The organism is Streptomyces sp. NPDC002463 (assembly GCF_042889835.1).
GTDB lineage: Bacteria > Actinomycetota > Actinomycetes > Streptomycetales > Streptomycetaceae > Streptomyces > Streptomyces nymphaeiformis.
Genome location: NZ_JBIARL010000001.1, coordinates 489,974 through 504,137, shown reverse-complemented (window position 1 = coordinate 504,137; position 14,164 = coordinate 489,974). Strand labels below are relative to the sequence as shown.

The following is a 14,164-nucleotide window of genomic DNA, read 5'->3' as shown; positions in this document are numbered from 1 at the left end:
GTGCGGTCATGTCCGAGCAGCGTTTTGGTGAGTTCGTGGTGGTCCGGAAGGACGGTCACGTCGCGGAGCTGGTCCTCGACCGGCCCAAGGCCATGAACGCCGTCTCCTCCGAGATGGCCCGCTCCATCGGTGCCGCCTGCGACGCCCTCGCCGCCGACCCCGAGGTCCGCGTCACCGTCCTGACCTCCTCGAACGACCGCGCCTTCTGCGTCGGCGCCGACCTCAAGGAGCGCAACTCCTTCACCGACGCCGACCTCGTCCGCCAGCGCCCGACCGCCCGCGCCGCGTACACCGGCGTCCTGGAGCTGCCGATGCCGACCGTCGCCGCCGTGCACGGCTTCGCCCTCGGCGGCGGCTTCGAGCTGGCGCTCTCCTGCGACGTCATCGTGGCCGACGCGACCACCGTCGTCGGCCTCCCCGAGGTCTCCGTGGGCGTCATTCCCGGCGGCGGCGGTACGCAGCTGCTGCCGCGCCGGGTGGGCGCGGCGCGCGCCGCCGAGCTGGTCTTCACGGCCCGTCGGGTGGAGGCGGCCGAGGCCCGCGAGCTCGGCCTCGTCGACCTCCTGGAGGAGGACGCCCGGACGGCGGCCCTGGAGCTCGCCGGGCGGATCGCGGCGAACTCGCCGGTCGGCCTGCGCGCCGCGAAGAAGGCGATGCGGCTCGGTCAGGGCCTCGACCTGCGGGCGGGCCTTGAGGTCGAGGACGCGGCCTGGCGTTCGGTGGCCTTCTCGGGCGACCGGGCCGAGGGCGTGGCGGCCTTCAACGAGAAGCGGAAGCCCAACTGGCCGGGCGAGTGACCCCGGAGCAACTCCAGGGGTGATCCCGGGAGTCTCGGCAGTCTTGGAGCTTTTACCGTTTCGTACCAATTGTGACTTACGGTGACGTCTCGGTGGGGAAAACGGATCAAACCTCCCTAAGCTGGAGGAATGGGTGAGGACGTGCGGCTGCGGGCCGTAGTGGCGCTGGCGCAGGGGATGGCGGCGGCGCACACCCCGCGCGAGTTCTGGCGGGCGGCGGCGCTCGGGGCCTGTGAGGGGCTCGACGGGACCTTCGCCGCCCTGTCCGTCTGGCAGCGGGACCACGGCCGCCTCAAGGTCCTGGTGAACGCCGGGGACCGGGCCGTGGGCGAGGAGGAGTTCCCGGACTCGGAGACGTACCCCGTGCACCAGTTCCCCGAGATCACCGAGTTCCTGCACGAGCAGTGGGCCGGCGGCGGCGAGCCCGACGCCTGGGTGGAGACCGCCGCCGACCCCGTGCCGACCGGCCGGGTGACGGGCCTGCGGCGGCGCGGGCGCGGCTGCTGCGTGGTCGCGCCGATCGTGCTCCACGGGCGTGCGTGGGGCGAGCTGTACGTGGCCAGGCCGCAAGGGAAGAAACCTTTCACCCGCGCGGACGCCGACTTCGCGACCGTCCTCGCGGCGGTCGTCGCCGCCGGCATCGCCCAGGCCGAGCGCCTGGAGGAGGTCCGCAAACTGGCCTTCACCGACCCTCTGACGGGCCTGGCCAACCGGCGGGCCGTCGACACCCGCCTGGACGAGGCCATCGAGCGCTACCGGGCGGACGGCTCCGTCGTCAGCCTCGTGGTCTGCGACCTGAACGGCCTCAAGCGCGTCAACGACACCCACGGCCACGCCGTCGGCGACCGCCTCCTCGAACGCTTCGGCTCGGTCCTCTCCCGCTGCGGCGCCATGCTCCCCGGCGCCCTCGCGGCCCGCCTGGGCGGCGACGAGTTCTGCCTCCTGACCGTCGGCCCGACTGCGGACGAGGTCGTCGCGGTCGCCGAGGAGCTGTGCGTACGGGCGGCGGAACTGGAGCTCGGCGAGGGCGTGGCCTGCGGGGTCGCGTCCACCGGCGACCCCATCGGGCCCCTCAGGTCGGCCCGCCGCCTCTTCCGGCTCGCCGACGCCGCCCAGTACCAGGCCAAGGCCGAACGCTCGCGGAAGCCCGTCGTCGCGGGCCGGGACGGCACGGTCATCCGTCTCGCCGACGCGCCCCCCGGAGCCCGCGACCGCCGCCGCTTCCGCGACGCGCCGACGGCGGCCCCGCGTCAGGAGGGGCCGTAGGGGGCCGTAAGGGGCTGTCCCTTGTCGGGACGGTGACGAAATCGGCTAGTGACATGCTGGTCTTCAATCCGTAGGGTGCTGAATATGGATATGCAGACAGTCGTCCTCGGCACGTCCGGCACGACCCCGCAGGACGTCATCGACGTCGCCCGCAACGGCGCCCGCGTCGAGCTGTCGACCGAGGCCGTGGCCGCCCTGGCCGCCGCCCGTGACATCGTCGACGCGCTCGCCGCCAAGCCCGAGCCCGTCTACGGGGTCTCCACCGGATTCGGCGCGCTCGCCACCCGCCACATCAGCCACGAGCTGCGCGCCCAGCTCCAGCGCAACATCGTCCGCTCGCACGCCGCCGGCATGGGCCCGCGCGTGGAGCGCGAGGTCGTCCGCGCCCTGATGTTCCTCCGCCTCAAGACGGTCGCCTCCGGGCACACCGGCGTCCGCCCCGAGGTCGCCCAGACCATGGCCGACGTCCTCAACGCCGGCATCACCCCCGTCGTCCACGAGTACGGCTCCCTCGGCTGCTCCGGCGACCTCGCCCCGCTCTCCCACTGCGCCCTCGCGCTCATGGGCGAGGGCGACGCCGAGGGCCCCGACGGCGTGGTGAAGCCCGCCGGCGAGCTCCTCGCCGCCGCCGGCATCACCCCCGTCGAGCTCAAGGAGAAGGAGGGCCTCGCCCTCCTCAACGGCACCGACGGCATGCTCGGCATGCTGATCATGGCCCTCGCCGACCTCGACACGCTCTACAAGTCGGCCGACATCACCGCCGCGCTCTCCCTCGAAGCCCTCCTCGGCACCGAGAAGGTCCTGGAGCCCGAGCTCCACGACATCCGTCCGCACCCGGGCCAGGCCGCCTCCGCCGCCAACATGCTGGCCGTCCTCAAGGGCTCCGGCCTCACCGGCCACGCCCAGGCCGGCGAGGCCCCCCGCGTCCAGGACGCCTACTCGGTGCGCTGCGCCCCGCAGGTCGCCGGCGCGGGCCGCGACACCATGGCCCACGCCCGGCTCGTCGCCGAGCGCGAGCTCGCCGCCGCCGTCGACAACCCGGTCGTGCTGCCCAGCGGCGAGGTCCGCTCCAACGGCAACTTCCACGGCGCCCCCGTCGCGTACGTCCTCGACTTCCTCGCGATCGCCGCCGCCGACCTCGGCTCCATCGCCGAGCGCCGCACCGACCGGCTCCTCGACAAGAACCGCTCGCACGGCCTCCCGCCGTTCCTCGCCGAGGACGCCGGCGTCGACTCGGGCCTGATGATCGCCCAGTACACGCAGGCCGCCCTGGTCAGTGAGATGAAGCGGCTCGCCGTCCCGGCCTCCGCCGACTCCATCCCGTCCTCCGCGATGCAGGAGGACCACGTCTCCATGGGCTGGTCCGCCGCCCGCAAGCTGCGCACGGCGATCGGCAACCTCAACCGGATCATCGCGGTCGAGATGTACGCCGCCACCCGCGGCATCGAGCTCCGCGCGGGTCTCACTCCGGCGCCCGCCTCGCAGGCGGCCATCGAGGCCCTGCGTGCGGCCGGCGTCCAGGGCCCCGGCCCGGACCGGTACCTCGCCCCCGACCTGGCGGGCGCCGACGCCTTCGTGCGCGAGGGCAAGCTGGTCGCGGCCGTCGAGCCGGTCACCGGCCCGCTGGCGTAACTCCGGCGCGTACGAATACGAAAGGGCCGCCCCCGGTCTCCGGGGGCGGCCCTTCACGCGTGCGCGTACATCCGTCGGAAGGCTCGGAAGGCTCGGAAGGCGCTCAGAAGGCGCGGCCCCGGCGCCGCAGCGCGAGCGCCACGAAACCCGCCCCGACCCCCAGGAAGCCCGTCCCGCCGAGCAGGTACGCCGTGGTTTTCCCGCCCCCGGTCTCGGCCAGGCGCCCGTCGTCGGTGAGGGGGCCGTTCTGGGTGACCCCGATGCGTGCCCCGCCCTGCTGATCGGTGGCGTTGGCGGACGGCACGAACCACAGGGCGCACAGCAGCGTCCCCGCGGCGATGGCGGTCAGCAGTGGGCGTCGGGCGGCGGACACGGAAATTTCGATCCCCCTTGCGGAAACCGCGAATTGGTGTGTGCGCCGATGCTACGGAACACAGCGGGTCGCGGGAAAGCCGAGGCCCTCCGGCCCCCTACGCTCCGACCCATGAGTACAAGTGAGTCCACACGCTATGTCCGTCTTCGCGTCGATGTCGTCCTGGAGATCGACGGTCCCGCCGAGCTGACCGGGGCCGCCGAGGCCAAGATCGACGCCGATGAGTTCATGCCCGAGGAGGAGCGGGTGCAGGCGCGCGAGGCCGCGCGCGAGGACAGCGCCGAGGCGCTCGCCTACCTCGTCGAACCCTTCGACCTGATCCGCGACGTCCCCGGGATCGAGATGGTCCAGGCATCCTGGAGCAGCGAGGAGGTCGATTACGACCCCGATGCACTGGAGTGGGACCTCGGCGAGGAAAATGAGGGCGAGGAAGACGACGACCGGCCGTAAGGCGGGCATCCGCACGCGGCGCGGGCCCCGGGACGCCGCTCCCGGGGCCTTTTCACGGCTTTTCCGTGGCCCCGGGAACCGGAAGCCCGGCACGCGCGTGTGGATCTGTGGTGTTCCCCGTGGATCAGTGGCATTGCCCACAAACGCTCCGGTCACGGAACCGTACGGGGTGTCATGGGCGTTCATAGAAGAAGTTGGCAGGGAACCGGCGACGATGGAGAAGCGTGTGATGACGGTCGGCAAGCGCCGCAGGAGCCTGGCGGCGGCGGCCGCGGTGCTCGGTGGCGTACTCGTGCTCTCGGCGTGCAACGACGGGGACAAGGGCGGTAGCGCCTCCGGTTCCGCGACGCAGCAGTCACAGGCCCAGGTCGACGAGGCGGCCGCGCAGAAGACCTCCAAGGCGCAGATCACCATCTCGCCGAAGAACGGCGCGCAGAACGCCTCCATCAACAACGACGCCAAGGTCTCCGTGACCGAGGGCAAGCTGACGTCGGTCACCATGACCTCCGCCGAGGGCGTCGAGGTCAAGGGCGACATAGCGGCCGACGGGCTCAGCTGGAAGCCGAGCGGGCCGCTCAAGCGCGCCACGGTCTACAAGATCGCGGCCACCGCCACCGACGCGGAGGGCCTGGAGGCCCACGAGAACTCCTCGTTCACCACGGTCTCCCAGGCCAACAGCTTCATCGGCAACTTCACGCCCGAGGACGGCTCGACCGTCGGCGTCGGCATGCCGGTCTCGATCAACTTCAACAAGGCGATCACCGACAAGAAGGCCGTCCAGGGCGGGATCACGGTCTCCTCCAGCTCCGGCCAGGAGGTCGTCGGGCACTGGTTCGACTCGACGCGTCTCGACTTCCGTCCCGACGCGTACTGGACCGAGGGCTCGACCGTCACGCTGAAGCTCGACCTCGACGGCGTCGAGGGCGCGGACGGCGTCTTCGGCGTCCAGCAGAAGACCGTCACCTTCAGGATCGGCCGCAACCAGGTCTCGACCGTCGACGTCGCCACCAAGACCATGACGGTCAAGCAGGACGGCAAGACGATCAAGACCATCCCGATCTCCGCCGGCTCCCCGGAGAACACCACCTACAACGGTCAGATGGTGATCTCCGAGAAGTTCAAGGAGACCCGGATGAACGGCGCCACCGTCGGCTTCACCGACGACGACGGCAAGGGCGAGTACGACATCAAGGACGTGCCGCACGCCATGCGCCTGTCCACCTCGGGCACCTTCATCCACGGCAACTACTGGGGCGCGCGGTCGATCTTCGGCAACGTGAACACCAGCCACGGCTGCGTCGGCCTCGCCGACGTCAAGGGCGCCGGCGACCCGAACCAGACGGCCGCCTGGCTCTTCGACAACTCGATGATCGGCGACGTCGTCATCGTCAAGAACTCCAACGACAAGACGATCAAGCCGGACAACGGCCTCAACGGCTGGAACATGTCCTGGTCGGAGTGGAAGGCCGGCTCCGCCGTCTGATCCACGGATCCGCGGACGTACGCGAACGGCGGCCCCCTCGCTCCGAGGGGGCCGCCGTTCGCGTCCCCCGAGTCACCGCAGGACGTGATCCGCGCCCCAGCTGGCCAGCAGCCCCAGCGCCTCCTCCGAGGGCGACCCCGGCTCCGCGTGGAAGGTCACGAGGCACTGCTCCTGGTCGTCGGCCAGCATCAGCGTCTCGCACCACAGCGTCAGCTCGCCCACCAGCGGGTGGTGCAGCCGCTTGCTGCCGTGCCCCTTGTCCTTCACGTGGTGGGCCGCCCACAGGTTCCTGAAGGGCTCGCTCTTCACCGACAGCTCGCCGACCAGCGCCGACAGCAGCGGATCGTCCGGATGACGGCCCGCGTCCACCCGCAGGAAGCTCACGACCTCGCACGCCTTCTGCTCCCAGTCGACGAACAGGTCCCGGCAGTTGTCGCCCAGGAAGAGCAGCCGGGCGATGTTCCGCTGCTCCGGCGGCAGCGCGGTGACGTCGCCGAACAGCGCGGTCGCCATGCGGTTGGACCCGAGGACGTCCGTGCGCCGCCCCACGACGTACGCCGGGACCCCCGTCATCGCGTCCATGAGCTGCTGGACGCCCGGCCGCAGCCGCTGGGGCCGCGAGGGCCGCTTCCGCGCGGGCGCGGGCTTCGCCAGCCGGGTGAGATGGTCCCGCTCGGCCTCGCTCAGGCGCAACGCCCGCGCGATCGAGTCGAGGACCTCCATGGACACGTTGCGCCCGTTGCCCTGTTCGAGCCGGGTGTAGTACGCCACGGACACCCCGGCCAGCTGCGCCAGCTCCTCGCGGCGCAGGCCCGGCACCCGCCGGTGCCGCCCGAACTCCGGCAGGCCCACGTCCCGGGGCTTCAGCCGGGCTCTCCGGGAGCGCAGGAATTCACTGAGTTCGGCACTGAGGTCCATGCCGCCCCATTATCGCCGCCGGGCCGCGCGGACGGACGGACGTTCCTGACCCTGCCAGTGGTAGGCACGCCGGTCGTAGGCAGAACAGGTGTCTGGGTACGGTCCTCGCGCTCCGGCACGCTGGACGCATGACCACGAACGTGACCACCGTCGCCGCCTACGCCGCACCCGCCGCCGACGCCCCGCTGGAGCGCACCACCGTGCCGCGCCGGCCCGTCGGCGAGCACGACGTCCTCATCGAGATCAAGTACGCCGGAATCTGCCACTCCGACATCCACCAGGCCACCAACGGCTGGGGCGAGGGCATCTTCCCGATGGTGCCGGGCCACGAGATCGCCGGCATCGTCACCGAGGTCGGCCCGGGTGTCACCCGGCACAAGGTCGGCGACCGGGTCGGCGTCGGCTGCTTCGTCGACTCCTGCCGCGCGTGCGAGTACTGCGAGCGCGGCCTGGAGCAGTACTGCACGGGCGGCACCACCGGCACGTACAACGCCCTCGACAAGAACGGCGAGCCGACCTACGGCGGCTACTCCACCCACATCGTCGTCGACGAGAACTACACCCTGCGCATCCCCGAGGGCATCGGCCTCGACGAGGCCGCCCCGCTGCTCTGCGCCGGCATCACCCTGTACTCCCCGCTCGCCCACTGGCAGGCCGGCCCCGGCAAGAAGGTCGCGATCGTCGGCCTCGGCGGCCTCGGCCACATGGGCGTCAAGATCGCCCACGCCCTCGGCGCCGAGGTGACGGTCCTCAGCCAGTCGCTGAAGAAGCGGCAGGACGCCCTGAAGCTGGGCGCCGACCACTACTACGCGACGAGCGACCCGGAGACCTTCGCCGCCCTCCGCGGCACCTTCGACCTGGTGATCTCCACGGTCTCCGCGCCGCTCGACTTCAACGCCTACCTGAGCCTGGTCAAGACGGACGGCGCCCTGGTGAACGTCGGAGCCCCCGAGGAGCCCGTCCAGATCGGCCTGTTCTCCCTCATCGGCGGCCGCAAGACCCTCGCCGGCTCGATGATCGGCGGCATCGCCGAGACCCAGGAGATGCTCGACTTCTGCGCCGAGCACGGCCTGGGCGCCGAGATCGAACTGATCCGCGCCGACCAGATCAACGAGGCCTACGCGCGCGTCCTGAAGAGCGACGTCCGCTACCGCTTCGTGATCGACGCGGCGACGATCTGACGCACGGCCGCCGGGGCATGACGTCCGGGGTAATCGACCCGGACGCCGTGCCCCGGCACGCTGTTCCCATGACCGCATACGCCATCGGAAACCTTCACCCGAAGCCCGTCCTCGACGACGAGATCTTCGTCTACATGGAGCGCATCCAGGCCACCCTCGACCCCTTCGGCGGCCGCTTCCTCGTCCACGGCGCCCCCGCCCGCGAGGTCCGGGAGGGCACCTGGCCGGGCGCCGTCGTCATCATCGGCTTCCCGACGTACGAGGCCGCCCGGGCCTGGTACGACTCCGCCCCGTACCAGGCCCTGATCCCCCTCCGCACCCGCCACATGACGGGCGACATCCTCCTCGTCGACGGCACCCCGGAGAACTACGACCCGGCCCGGACGGCGGCGTCCCTGCGGGCCGCGAAGGGCGTCAGCTGACCCTGTCGCAGAGGGAGTCGGTGGAGCCGCGCAGCAGGGTCAGGGTCTTGTACCCGGTCGCGGAGACGTCCAGCGTGTAGACCCCGTCCACGGTGTAGAGCCCGCGCGCCACGTTCCCGCCGCCCTCGCCGAAGCCCGCGAGGATCGGCCCGACCACGTACCAGGTCTGCGAGCGGTCCGGCCGGACCTCGACGACCGCCCGCCCGCTCGCGTCGGCGTCGTACGAGGCCCCGGTCACGGTGTTCACGACCCGGACCACCAGGTCGCCCTTGTACTCCAAGACCTTCGTGCCGTCCTCGTACACGGCCAGCGTCCGCCGCACGACCCCGTCGACCACGGGCGAACCCTGCACGGCGAAGTCGCACCGCGCGCCGGCCGGATAGGCCCAGGCGGCGGAGGGGGCGGGCTCCCAGCCGTTGTCGGTCTCGCCCGCGGAAGCGGGGGCGGCGGTGGCGACGACCAGGCCGACGGCCGCGAGAGCAAAGGAAATACGTCGCAAGAGAGTCTCCTGACAGAGAGGCTTCGACCGGAACGGGAGCCACCCTCCCCGCACCCCCTGACCACATCCTGACCAAAGCCCCTAGGGTGACCGGCACCATGGACTTCACCCTTCTCGGGCCCTTCGAGGCCCGTCACGAAGGGCGCCGCGTGCGGATCGGCAATCGCCGTCAGGAGCGGTGCCTGCTCGCGATCCTCCTACTGGAGGCGGGCCGCCCCGTCCCCACCGAGCGGCTCGCCGACCTCCTGTGGAGCGGAGCCCCGCCCGAGACCGCCCGCGCCACCCTCCACACGTACGTCGGCCGCCTGCGGGCCGCGCTCAAGCCGTACGGCGTCACCGTCGAGACCCGGCACGACGGCTACGCGGTCGACCCGACCGAACACACCGTGGACGTGCGGGAGTTCCTCGACCTCGCCGGCCGGGCCGCGCTCGCCGCCGACCCCGGTGAGCAGGTCCGCTGCCACGACGCCGCCCTCGCGCTCTGGCGCGGACCGCTGCTCGCCGACACCCTCGACGACACCCAGCGGGACCGGCTCGGCGGCCGGCTCACCGAGCTGCGCCTGACCGCCCTCGAACAGCGCGCCGAGGCCCAGCTCGCCATGGGCCTCCACGAACGGGTCCTCGCCGACCTCGCCCCGCTCGCCGGCGAACACCCCGACAGGGAACGACTGGTGGCCGCCCGCATGACCGCCCTCTACCGGGCCGGCAGGCAGACCGAGGCCCTGGAACTCCACCGCGCCACCCGCGACCACCTCGTCACCGAACTCGGCATCGAACCCGGCCCGGCCCTCACCACGCTCCACGAGCGCATCCTGAACGCCGACCCCCGCCTCGACCGCCCGCCGGCCCCGCTCTACGCGGTCCGCGTCCGCGAGGAGTGGCTGCCCTGGTCCACCGGCGGCCACCCGGCCCTGGAGTTCTGCAACACCTACGCGGGCTGGCACCACACCCCCGCCGTCCCCGGCTCCGACTGGCTCCGCACCTACCGCACGCTCGCCGTCTGGGCCGGCCACCAGTCCCTCACCGACGACGCCACCGTCGACCGGCTCCTCGCCACCGCCCGCACCCACCCCACCGAGGCCGCCGACGCCCTTACCGAGGCCAGGACGTTCCGTACCGCCCTCTACGCCTGCCTCACCGACCCGGCCGACCTCCGCGCCTTCCGCACGGTCGCGGCCGCCGCCGAGGACGCCGCACGTGCGGCCGTCCTCGACCTCGACGAGGACGGCCTCGCCCACTGGCGCCTCCCGCCCGCCACGGGCCTGCGCCTCCCGCTCCTCGCCACCGCCCGCGCCGCCGCCGACCTCCTCGCCGACCCCCGCCGCCTCACCCTCCGCGCCTGCCCGAGCGACGACTGCGGCTGGCTCTTCCTGGACACGACGGGCCGCCGCCGCTGGTGCTCCATGGCGACCTGCGGCGGCGGCCCGTCGTGAAAGGGGTCCCTACTCGGCCTTCGCGACGCCGATCGGGCAGGACAGGCCCGTTCCGCCGATGCCGCAGTAGCCCGCCGGGTTCTTGTCCAGGTACTGCTGGTGGTAGGCCTCCGCCGGGTAGAAGGGACGGGTCTCGTCGGCCGGGAGGACGTGGGTGGTGATCTCGCCGTAGCCGGAGCCCGTCAGGACCTTCTGGTAGGCCTCGCGGGAGGCCTCGGCCCGGTCCGCCTGGGCGGGGGAGTGGGTGTAGATCGCCGAGCGGTACTGGGTGCCGACGTCGTTGCCCTGGCGGAAGCCCTGCGTGGGGTCGTGGGACTCCCAGAAGAGCTTCAGGAGCGTCTCGTACGAGACCTTCGACGGGTCGAAGACGACGCGGACGACCTCGGTGTGCCCGGTCAGGCCGGAGCAGACCTCCTCGTACGCCGGGTTCGGCGTGTAGCCGCCCTGGTAGCCGACGAGGGTCGTCCAGACGCCCTCGGTCTGCCAGAACTTGCGCTCGGCTCCCCAGAAACAGCCCAGCGCGAAGTCCGCGACCTCCAGGCCCTCCGGGTAGGGGCCGAGGAGCGGGTTGCCGAGGACGGTGTGGCGCTCGGGCACGGAGAACTCCGGCTCCGGACGGCCGCGCAGGGCCTGCTCGGGAGTGGGGAGGACGGGGGTGCGGGACAGGAACATGCTGCATCTCTCCTCGACGGTCGGCAGGAGTGTCAACAGTCCGGGGCCGGGTGGGATTCCCGGCCCCGCCCGCCCCGGCCCCGCCCGCCCCGGGTCGCCGCCCCGTTGTCAGCCCCGCTTCTTCAGGACCTCCGCCGCCGTGTAGTCGCGCACCTTCGTGTACCGGGCCTTCGGGTCGCCCGAGTACGTCCACGGCCGGCAGCCGATGCGCCCGTCCACCAGCCGGAACTGGGCCAGCGCCTCCTCGTACCGGTCCTGCCAGTACAGCATCCAGGCCAGCAGGTGCCGGGTCTGCACGATCCGCGGGTCCCGCGCGTCGAGCATCTGCTCGGCCGCCGCCACGTCGGCGAGCGCCGCGTCGGTGGCGGCGACCACCTCGGGCCGGTTGTAGAACTCCTGGGGCTCGACGTCGCCCTCGTACGACTCCTGCTCGAAGTACGCCTCCAGCGGGAACAGCGTGAGCAGCTGACCCGGCCGGCCCTTCTCCGCCCCGCGCCGGGCGAACGCGAGCGCCTGCTCGTGCGAGCCGCACCACTTGCGGCACCAGTACTGCAGGCCGCTGCCGTACGCCGAGAAGTGGTGGGGGTCGCGCTTCTCGATCTCGGTCCAGATCCTTTCGAACGCCTCGTGCGGATAGCCGAGTCCCATGGCGAGCGGCAGCTCGTCGATGAACGGGGTCGGGTCGTCGCCCGCCAGTTCCTGCGCCCGCGCGAAGGCCTCACGGGCCTGTTCGAGGACCCGGTGGAAGGAGGCGAACTGCTCCTGGGTGGTGTGCCGGGCCTGCTTGGAGCCGCGGATCTCCCACGCCAGGTAGACCAGCGAGCAGGCGTGCACCGCGGCCGCCGCCGGGTCCTCCGGACGCTCGCGGCGCCAGGCCAGCAGCCAGGAGTCGTCCTCGACGGCCGCCTCGGCGAGGAGGCTGACGCGGCGGTCGCGCTCGTACCAGTCGCGGCCCGCCTCCTCCACGTACGCGGCACCGGCCGCCCAGTCACCGGACCGCACCGTGGCGGTGGCGGCGGCGCGCTCCGGCGACGGCGGGTTGATCTCCTCGGTGTCGAGGCGGTCGGCGGGCAGCAGACCGAGGCTCGCGGCGGCCTCGGCGTTCTTGTTCCGCGCGGACCCGGCAGCGGAGCTCCCCGAGCCGCCGGCCTTCGCCGCGCGGCGGGACTTGAACCAGAAGTAGAGGCAGACCGCGAGCACGGTCAGCGGGACGAGTCGGGCCATCGGGCAGTCGGTTCCTTAGCTGGGGGAGAGGAGAACGGTGACGGTCAGAGCGGCAGCGGGGCCTGCTGCGTCAGCAGCGCCCGCAGCGGGCCCGTGTCCGGCAGGTCCGCCGTCGCCGCGTCGAGGGCGGCCGGCAGCGCGTCCGCCGTGCCGTCGGGCAGCGTCAGGGTGGCGGGGCCGGTCCAGGACAGCTCCCAGCGCGCCCGGCCCGAGCTCAGCAGCTCGTCCGTCACCAGGGCCGACAGGCCCTGGCGCAGCACGGGCCGGGCGAACTCGCGTGCCGCGCGGCCGGTCGCCGCCGCGGCCTTCTCGGACTTCGGGAGCCGGTCGGCGATCTCCCAGGCCCGGCCCGCGTCGATCGCGTCGAGCAGCGCGGGAAGCGCGGTCTTCCACGTCGCGCCGGTGACCGCGACGGTCGCCGTGCACAGCTCCTCCGTGCCCCGGGCCACCCGGGCGCTCATCGCCTCGTGGAGCAGCTCGGGCCAGTCCAGGCGGCGCATGCGCTGGGCCTCCGGGGTGAGGGACACGTCCTCGATCGCGCCGAGGGCGGCTTCGGGCGAGGTCAGCAGCCCGAGCGCGGGTCCCGAGCCCTCCGTGGCGCGGCCGTCGTCGGGGAGCGCCTCGATGCGGGCGACGCGCTCGGCGACCGGCGGGTGCGAGTCGTACGGGGAGGCCGGCTCGTCGGGGAGTTCCTCGCACAGCCCGGCCACTTCGTCGGCGCGGGCCGCGAGGAGGTGCCGCAGGCCGCCGAAGACCTCGCCGCGCGCCGGCAGGAGCCCGAAGTCGGTGCCGAGGGCGGCGTACGACGACAGGTAGTGGTCGTTGGCGGCGTCGATCGCGGGGATGGAGCGCAGGGCCCGCGCGGTGGCGTCGCGGCCCGCGATCCGGGCCGCGGCGAGGTCGGCGGCGAGTTCCTGGCGGCGGGCGCCGGAGGTGGTGGAGCGCAGGTAGAGCCGGCCGTACGCGCTGTAGATCTTCGCCATGGTGCGGTAGGTGACGCCGGCGCCCTCGGTGTCGATCTCCTTGGCCTTCTTGCCTCGGGCGATCCGCTTCTCGGACTTGCGCTCCTGGCGGGCCCGCTCCTTGTCGACCTTCGCGTCGGCCTTGGCGTGGAACAGCTCGATCATGCGACCGACCTGGACCCGCCCGCGCACGCCGAGGCCGGCGAGCCGGGTGTCGGAGTTGACGTAGTGGCCCAGCTCGTGGGCGAGGACGGCGCGCAGCCCCGCCTCGTCGAGCCCGGCCATCAGGGGCAGGCCCAGATACAGCCTGCGGACGCCGCCGAGGAGGCCGAGGAGGCGGGCGTCCTCGGTGACGGCGGCGTTGACGTCGGCGGTCAGCCGGATCTCGTCGGGGGCGCGGGTGCCGACCTCGTGGGCCAGCTCGCGGACGGTCGCCCACAGGCGCGGTTCGTCGGCCTCGGTGACGAGGACGCCGCCGGGCTCCTCGTCGCGCGGGGTGCGCAGCATCGCCATGCCCCGTACGACGGGGATCGCGAGGAGTACGGAGACGATGAGGATCTTGATGCGGATCGCCGCCGGCGCCCACAGGACGGCGGCCCAGTCGGCGGCGCCGAGCAGGGCGAGCAGGCCGAGGCCGAGCAGATAGAAACCGGAGAGCAGTACGAGCGCGCGCACGGCACGCAGGGTCGCGCCCATCGGGCAGAGTCCCCCCACGGGAAAGGATCGGCGAGACGCCGAAAACAACTGTTCGAAGTGCGTGGGGGGAGTGCGGAGTATCGCGTACGGGCGAGTACGGCGTCCACTCGGTTTCGGTCGCCGCCCCGTGGTCCGTCAGGTCGCCCGCAGGTACGC

14 protein-coding genes are annotated in these 14,164 nt (G+C 72.6%); 8 read left to right on the top strand and 6 right to left on the bottom strand.

Features of this window, described 5'->3' with window-relative positions; translation table 11 throughout:
- The first annotated feature begins 8 nt into the window (after nucleotides 1-8).
- The 3 genes from ACFYX3_RS02270 to hutH all read left to right on the top strand — a co-directional run bounded on the left by ACFYX3_RS02270 (nucleotide 9) and on the right by hutH (nucleotide 3,695).
- Nucleotides 9-797 carry an enoyl-CoA hydratase/isomerase family protein gene (locus ACFYX3_RS02270; protein ID WP_376594510.1) on the top strand — a complete coding sequence of 263 codons (789 nt, stop codon included), beginning with the start codon at nucleotides 9-11 and terminating at the stop codon, nucleotides 795-797.
- Nucleotides 798-926: 129 nt separating this feature from the next.
- Nucleotides 927-2,063, top strand: coding sequence for a diguanylate cyclase domain-containing protein (locus tag ACFYX3_RS02265; protein WP_389007251.1), 1,137 nt, complete (start codon nucleotides 927-929; stop codon nucleotides 2,061-2,063).
- 90 nt (nucleotides 2,064-2,153) lie between these two features.
- Nucleotides 2,154-3,695 carry a histidine ammonia-lyase gene (gene hutH / locus ACFYX3_RS02260; RefSeq protein WP_389008067.1) on the top strand — a complete coding sequence of 514 codons (1,542 nt, stop codon included), beginning with the start codon at nucleotides 2,154-2,156 and terminating at the stop codon, nucleotides 3,693-3,695.
- 103 nt (nucleotides 3,696-3,798) lie between these two features.
- On the opposite strand, the gene ACFYX3_RS02255 is transcribed toward hutH, so the two are convergent.
- The gene (locus ACFYX3_RS02255) at nucleotides 3,799-4,068 is read right to left on the bottom strand and encodes a hypothetical protein (RefSeq protein ID WP_376594512.1); all 270 of its coding nucleotides are present in this window, start codon (nucleotides 4,066-4,068) and stop codon (nucleotides 3,799-3,801) included.
- Between the two features lie 111 nt (nucleotides 4,069-4,179).
- Here ACFYX3_RS02255 and ACFYX3_RS02250 point away from each other — a divergent pair, with 111 nt between their 5' ends.
- Both ACFYX3_RS02250 and ACFYX3_RS02245 read left to right on the top strand, forming a co-directional pair.
- On the top strand, nucleotides 4,180-4,518 hold the full coding sequence (locus tag ACFYX3_RS02250) for a hypothetical protein (RefSeq protein WP_376594513.1): 339 nt from the start codon (nucleotides 4,180-4,182) through the stop codon (nucleotides 4,516-4,518).
- A gap of 214 nt (nucleotides 4,519-4,732) precedes the next feature.
- Entirely contained in the window at nucleotides 4,733-6,001 is a 1,269-nt protein-coding gene (locus ACFYX3_RS02245) for an Ig-like domain-containing protein (RefSeq protein WP_389007248.1), read from the top strand.
- Nucleotides 6,002-6,073: 72 nt separating this feature from the next.
- Here the strand turns inward: ACFYX3_RS02245 and ACFYX3_RS02240 are convergent, their stop codons facing one another.
- Nucleotides 6,074-6,919, bottom strand: a complete 846-nt coding sequence (locus ACFYX3_RS02240; RefSeq protein ID WP_389007246.1) for a helix-turn-helix domain-containing protein — start codon at nucleotides 6,917-6,919, stop codon at nucleotides 6,074-6,076.
- A 128-nt stretch (nucleotides 6,920-7,047) separates the two neighbouring features.
- Between ACFYX3_RS02240 and ACFYX3_RS02235 the strand changes: the two genes are divergently transcribed.
- Both ACFYX3_RS02235 and ACFYX3_RS02230 read left to right on the top strand, forming a co-directional pair.
- Complete coding sequence (locus ACFYX3_RS02235) at nucleotides 7,048-8,100, top strand: NAD(P)-dependent alcohol dehydrogenase (protein WP_389007244.1); 1,053 nt, start codon at nucleotides 7,048-7,050, stop codon at nucleotides 8,098-8,100.
- 68 nt (nucleotides 8,101-8,168) lie between these two features.
- Nucleotides 8,169-8,522: a DUF1330 domain-containing protein gene (locus ACFYX3_RS02230; RefSeq protein WP_376592877.1), complete on the top strand. Its 354-nt coding sequence runs from the start codon at nucleotides 8,169-8,171 to the stop codon at nucleotides 8,520-8,522.
- Here ACFYX3_RS02230 and ACFYX3_RS02225 read toward each other — a convergent pair.
- Nucleotides 8,515-9,021, bottom strand: a complete 507-nt coding sequence (locus ACFYX3_RS02225; RefSeq protein WP_389007242.1) for a hypothetical protein — start codon at nucleotides 9,019-9,021, stop codon at nucleotides 8,515-8,517. The genes ACFYX3_RS02230 and ACFYX3_RS02225 overlap by 8 nt on opposite strands.
- A 98-nt stretch (nucleotides 9,022-9,119) precedes the next feature.
- On the opposite strand from ACFYX3_RS02225, the gene ACFYX3_RS02220 reads away from it, so the two are divergent.
- Nucleotides 9,120-10,454, top strand: coding sequence for a BTAD domain-containing putative transcriptional regulator (locus ACFYX3_RS02220; RefSeq protein WP_389007240.1), 1,335 nt, complete (start codon nucleotides 9,120-9,122; stop codon nucleotides 10,452-10,454).
- Between the two features lie 9 nt (nucleotides 10,455-10,463).
- Here ACFYX3_RS02220 and msrA read toward each other — a convergent pair whose 3' ends face one another.
- From msrA to ACFYX3_RS02205, 3 genes are all read right to left on the bottom strand, one after another.
- The gene (gene msrA / locus ACFYX3_RS02215; RefSeq protein ID WP_359507193.1) at nucleotides 10,464-11,126 is read right to left on the bottom strand and encodes a peptide-methionine (S)-S-oxide reductase MsrA; all 663 of its coding nucleotides are present in this window, start codon (nucleotides 11,124-11,126) and stop codon (nucleotides 10,464-10,466) included.
- A 108-nt stretch (nucleotides 11,127-11,234) separates the two neighbouring features.
- Nucleotides 11,235-12,350, bottom strand: a complete 1,116-nt coding sequence (locus tag ACFYX3_RS02210; RefSeq protein WP_389007237.1) for a hypothetical protein — start codon at nucleotides 12,348-12,350, stop codon at nucleotides 11,235-11,237.
- Between the two features lie 44 nt (nucleotides 12,351-12,394).
- Nucleotides 12,395-14,008 carry a M48 family metallopeptidase gene (locus ACFYX3_RS02205; protein WP_389007234.1) on the bottom strand — a complete coding sequence of 538 codons (1,614 nt, stop codon included), beginning with the start codon at nucleotides 14,006-14,008 and terminating at the stop codon, nucleotides 12,395-12,397.
- Nucleotides 14,009-14,164 lie beyond the last annotated feature (156 nt).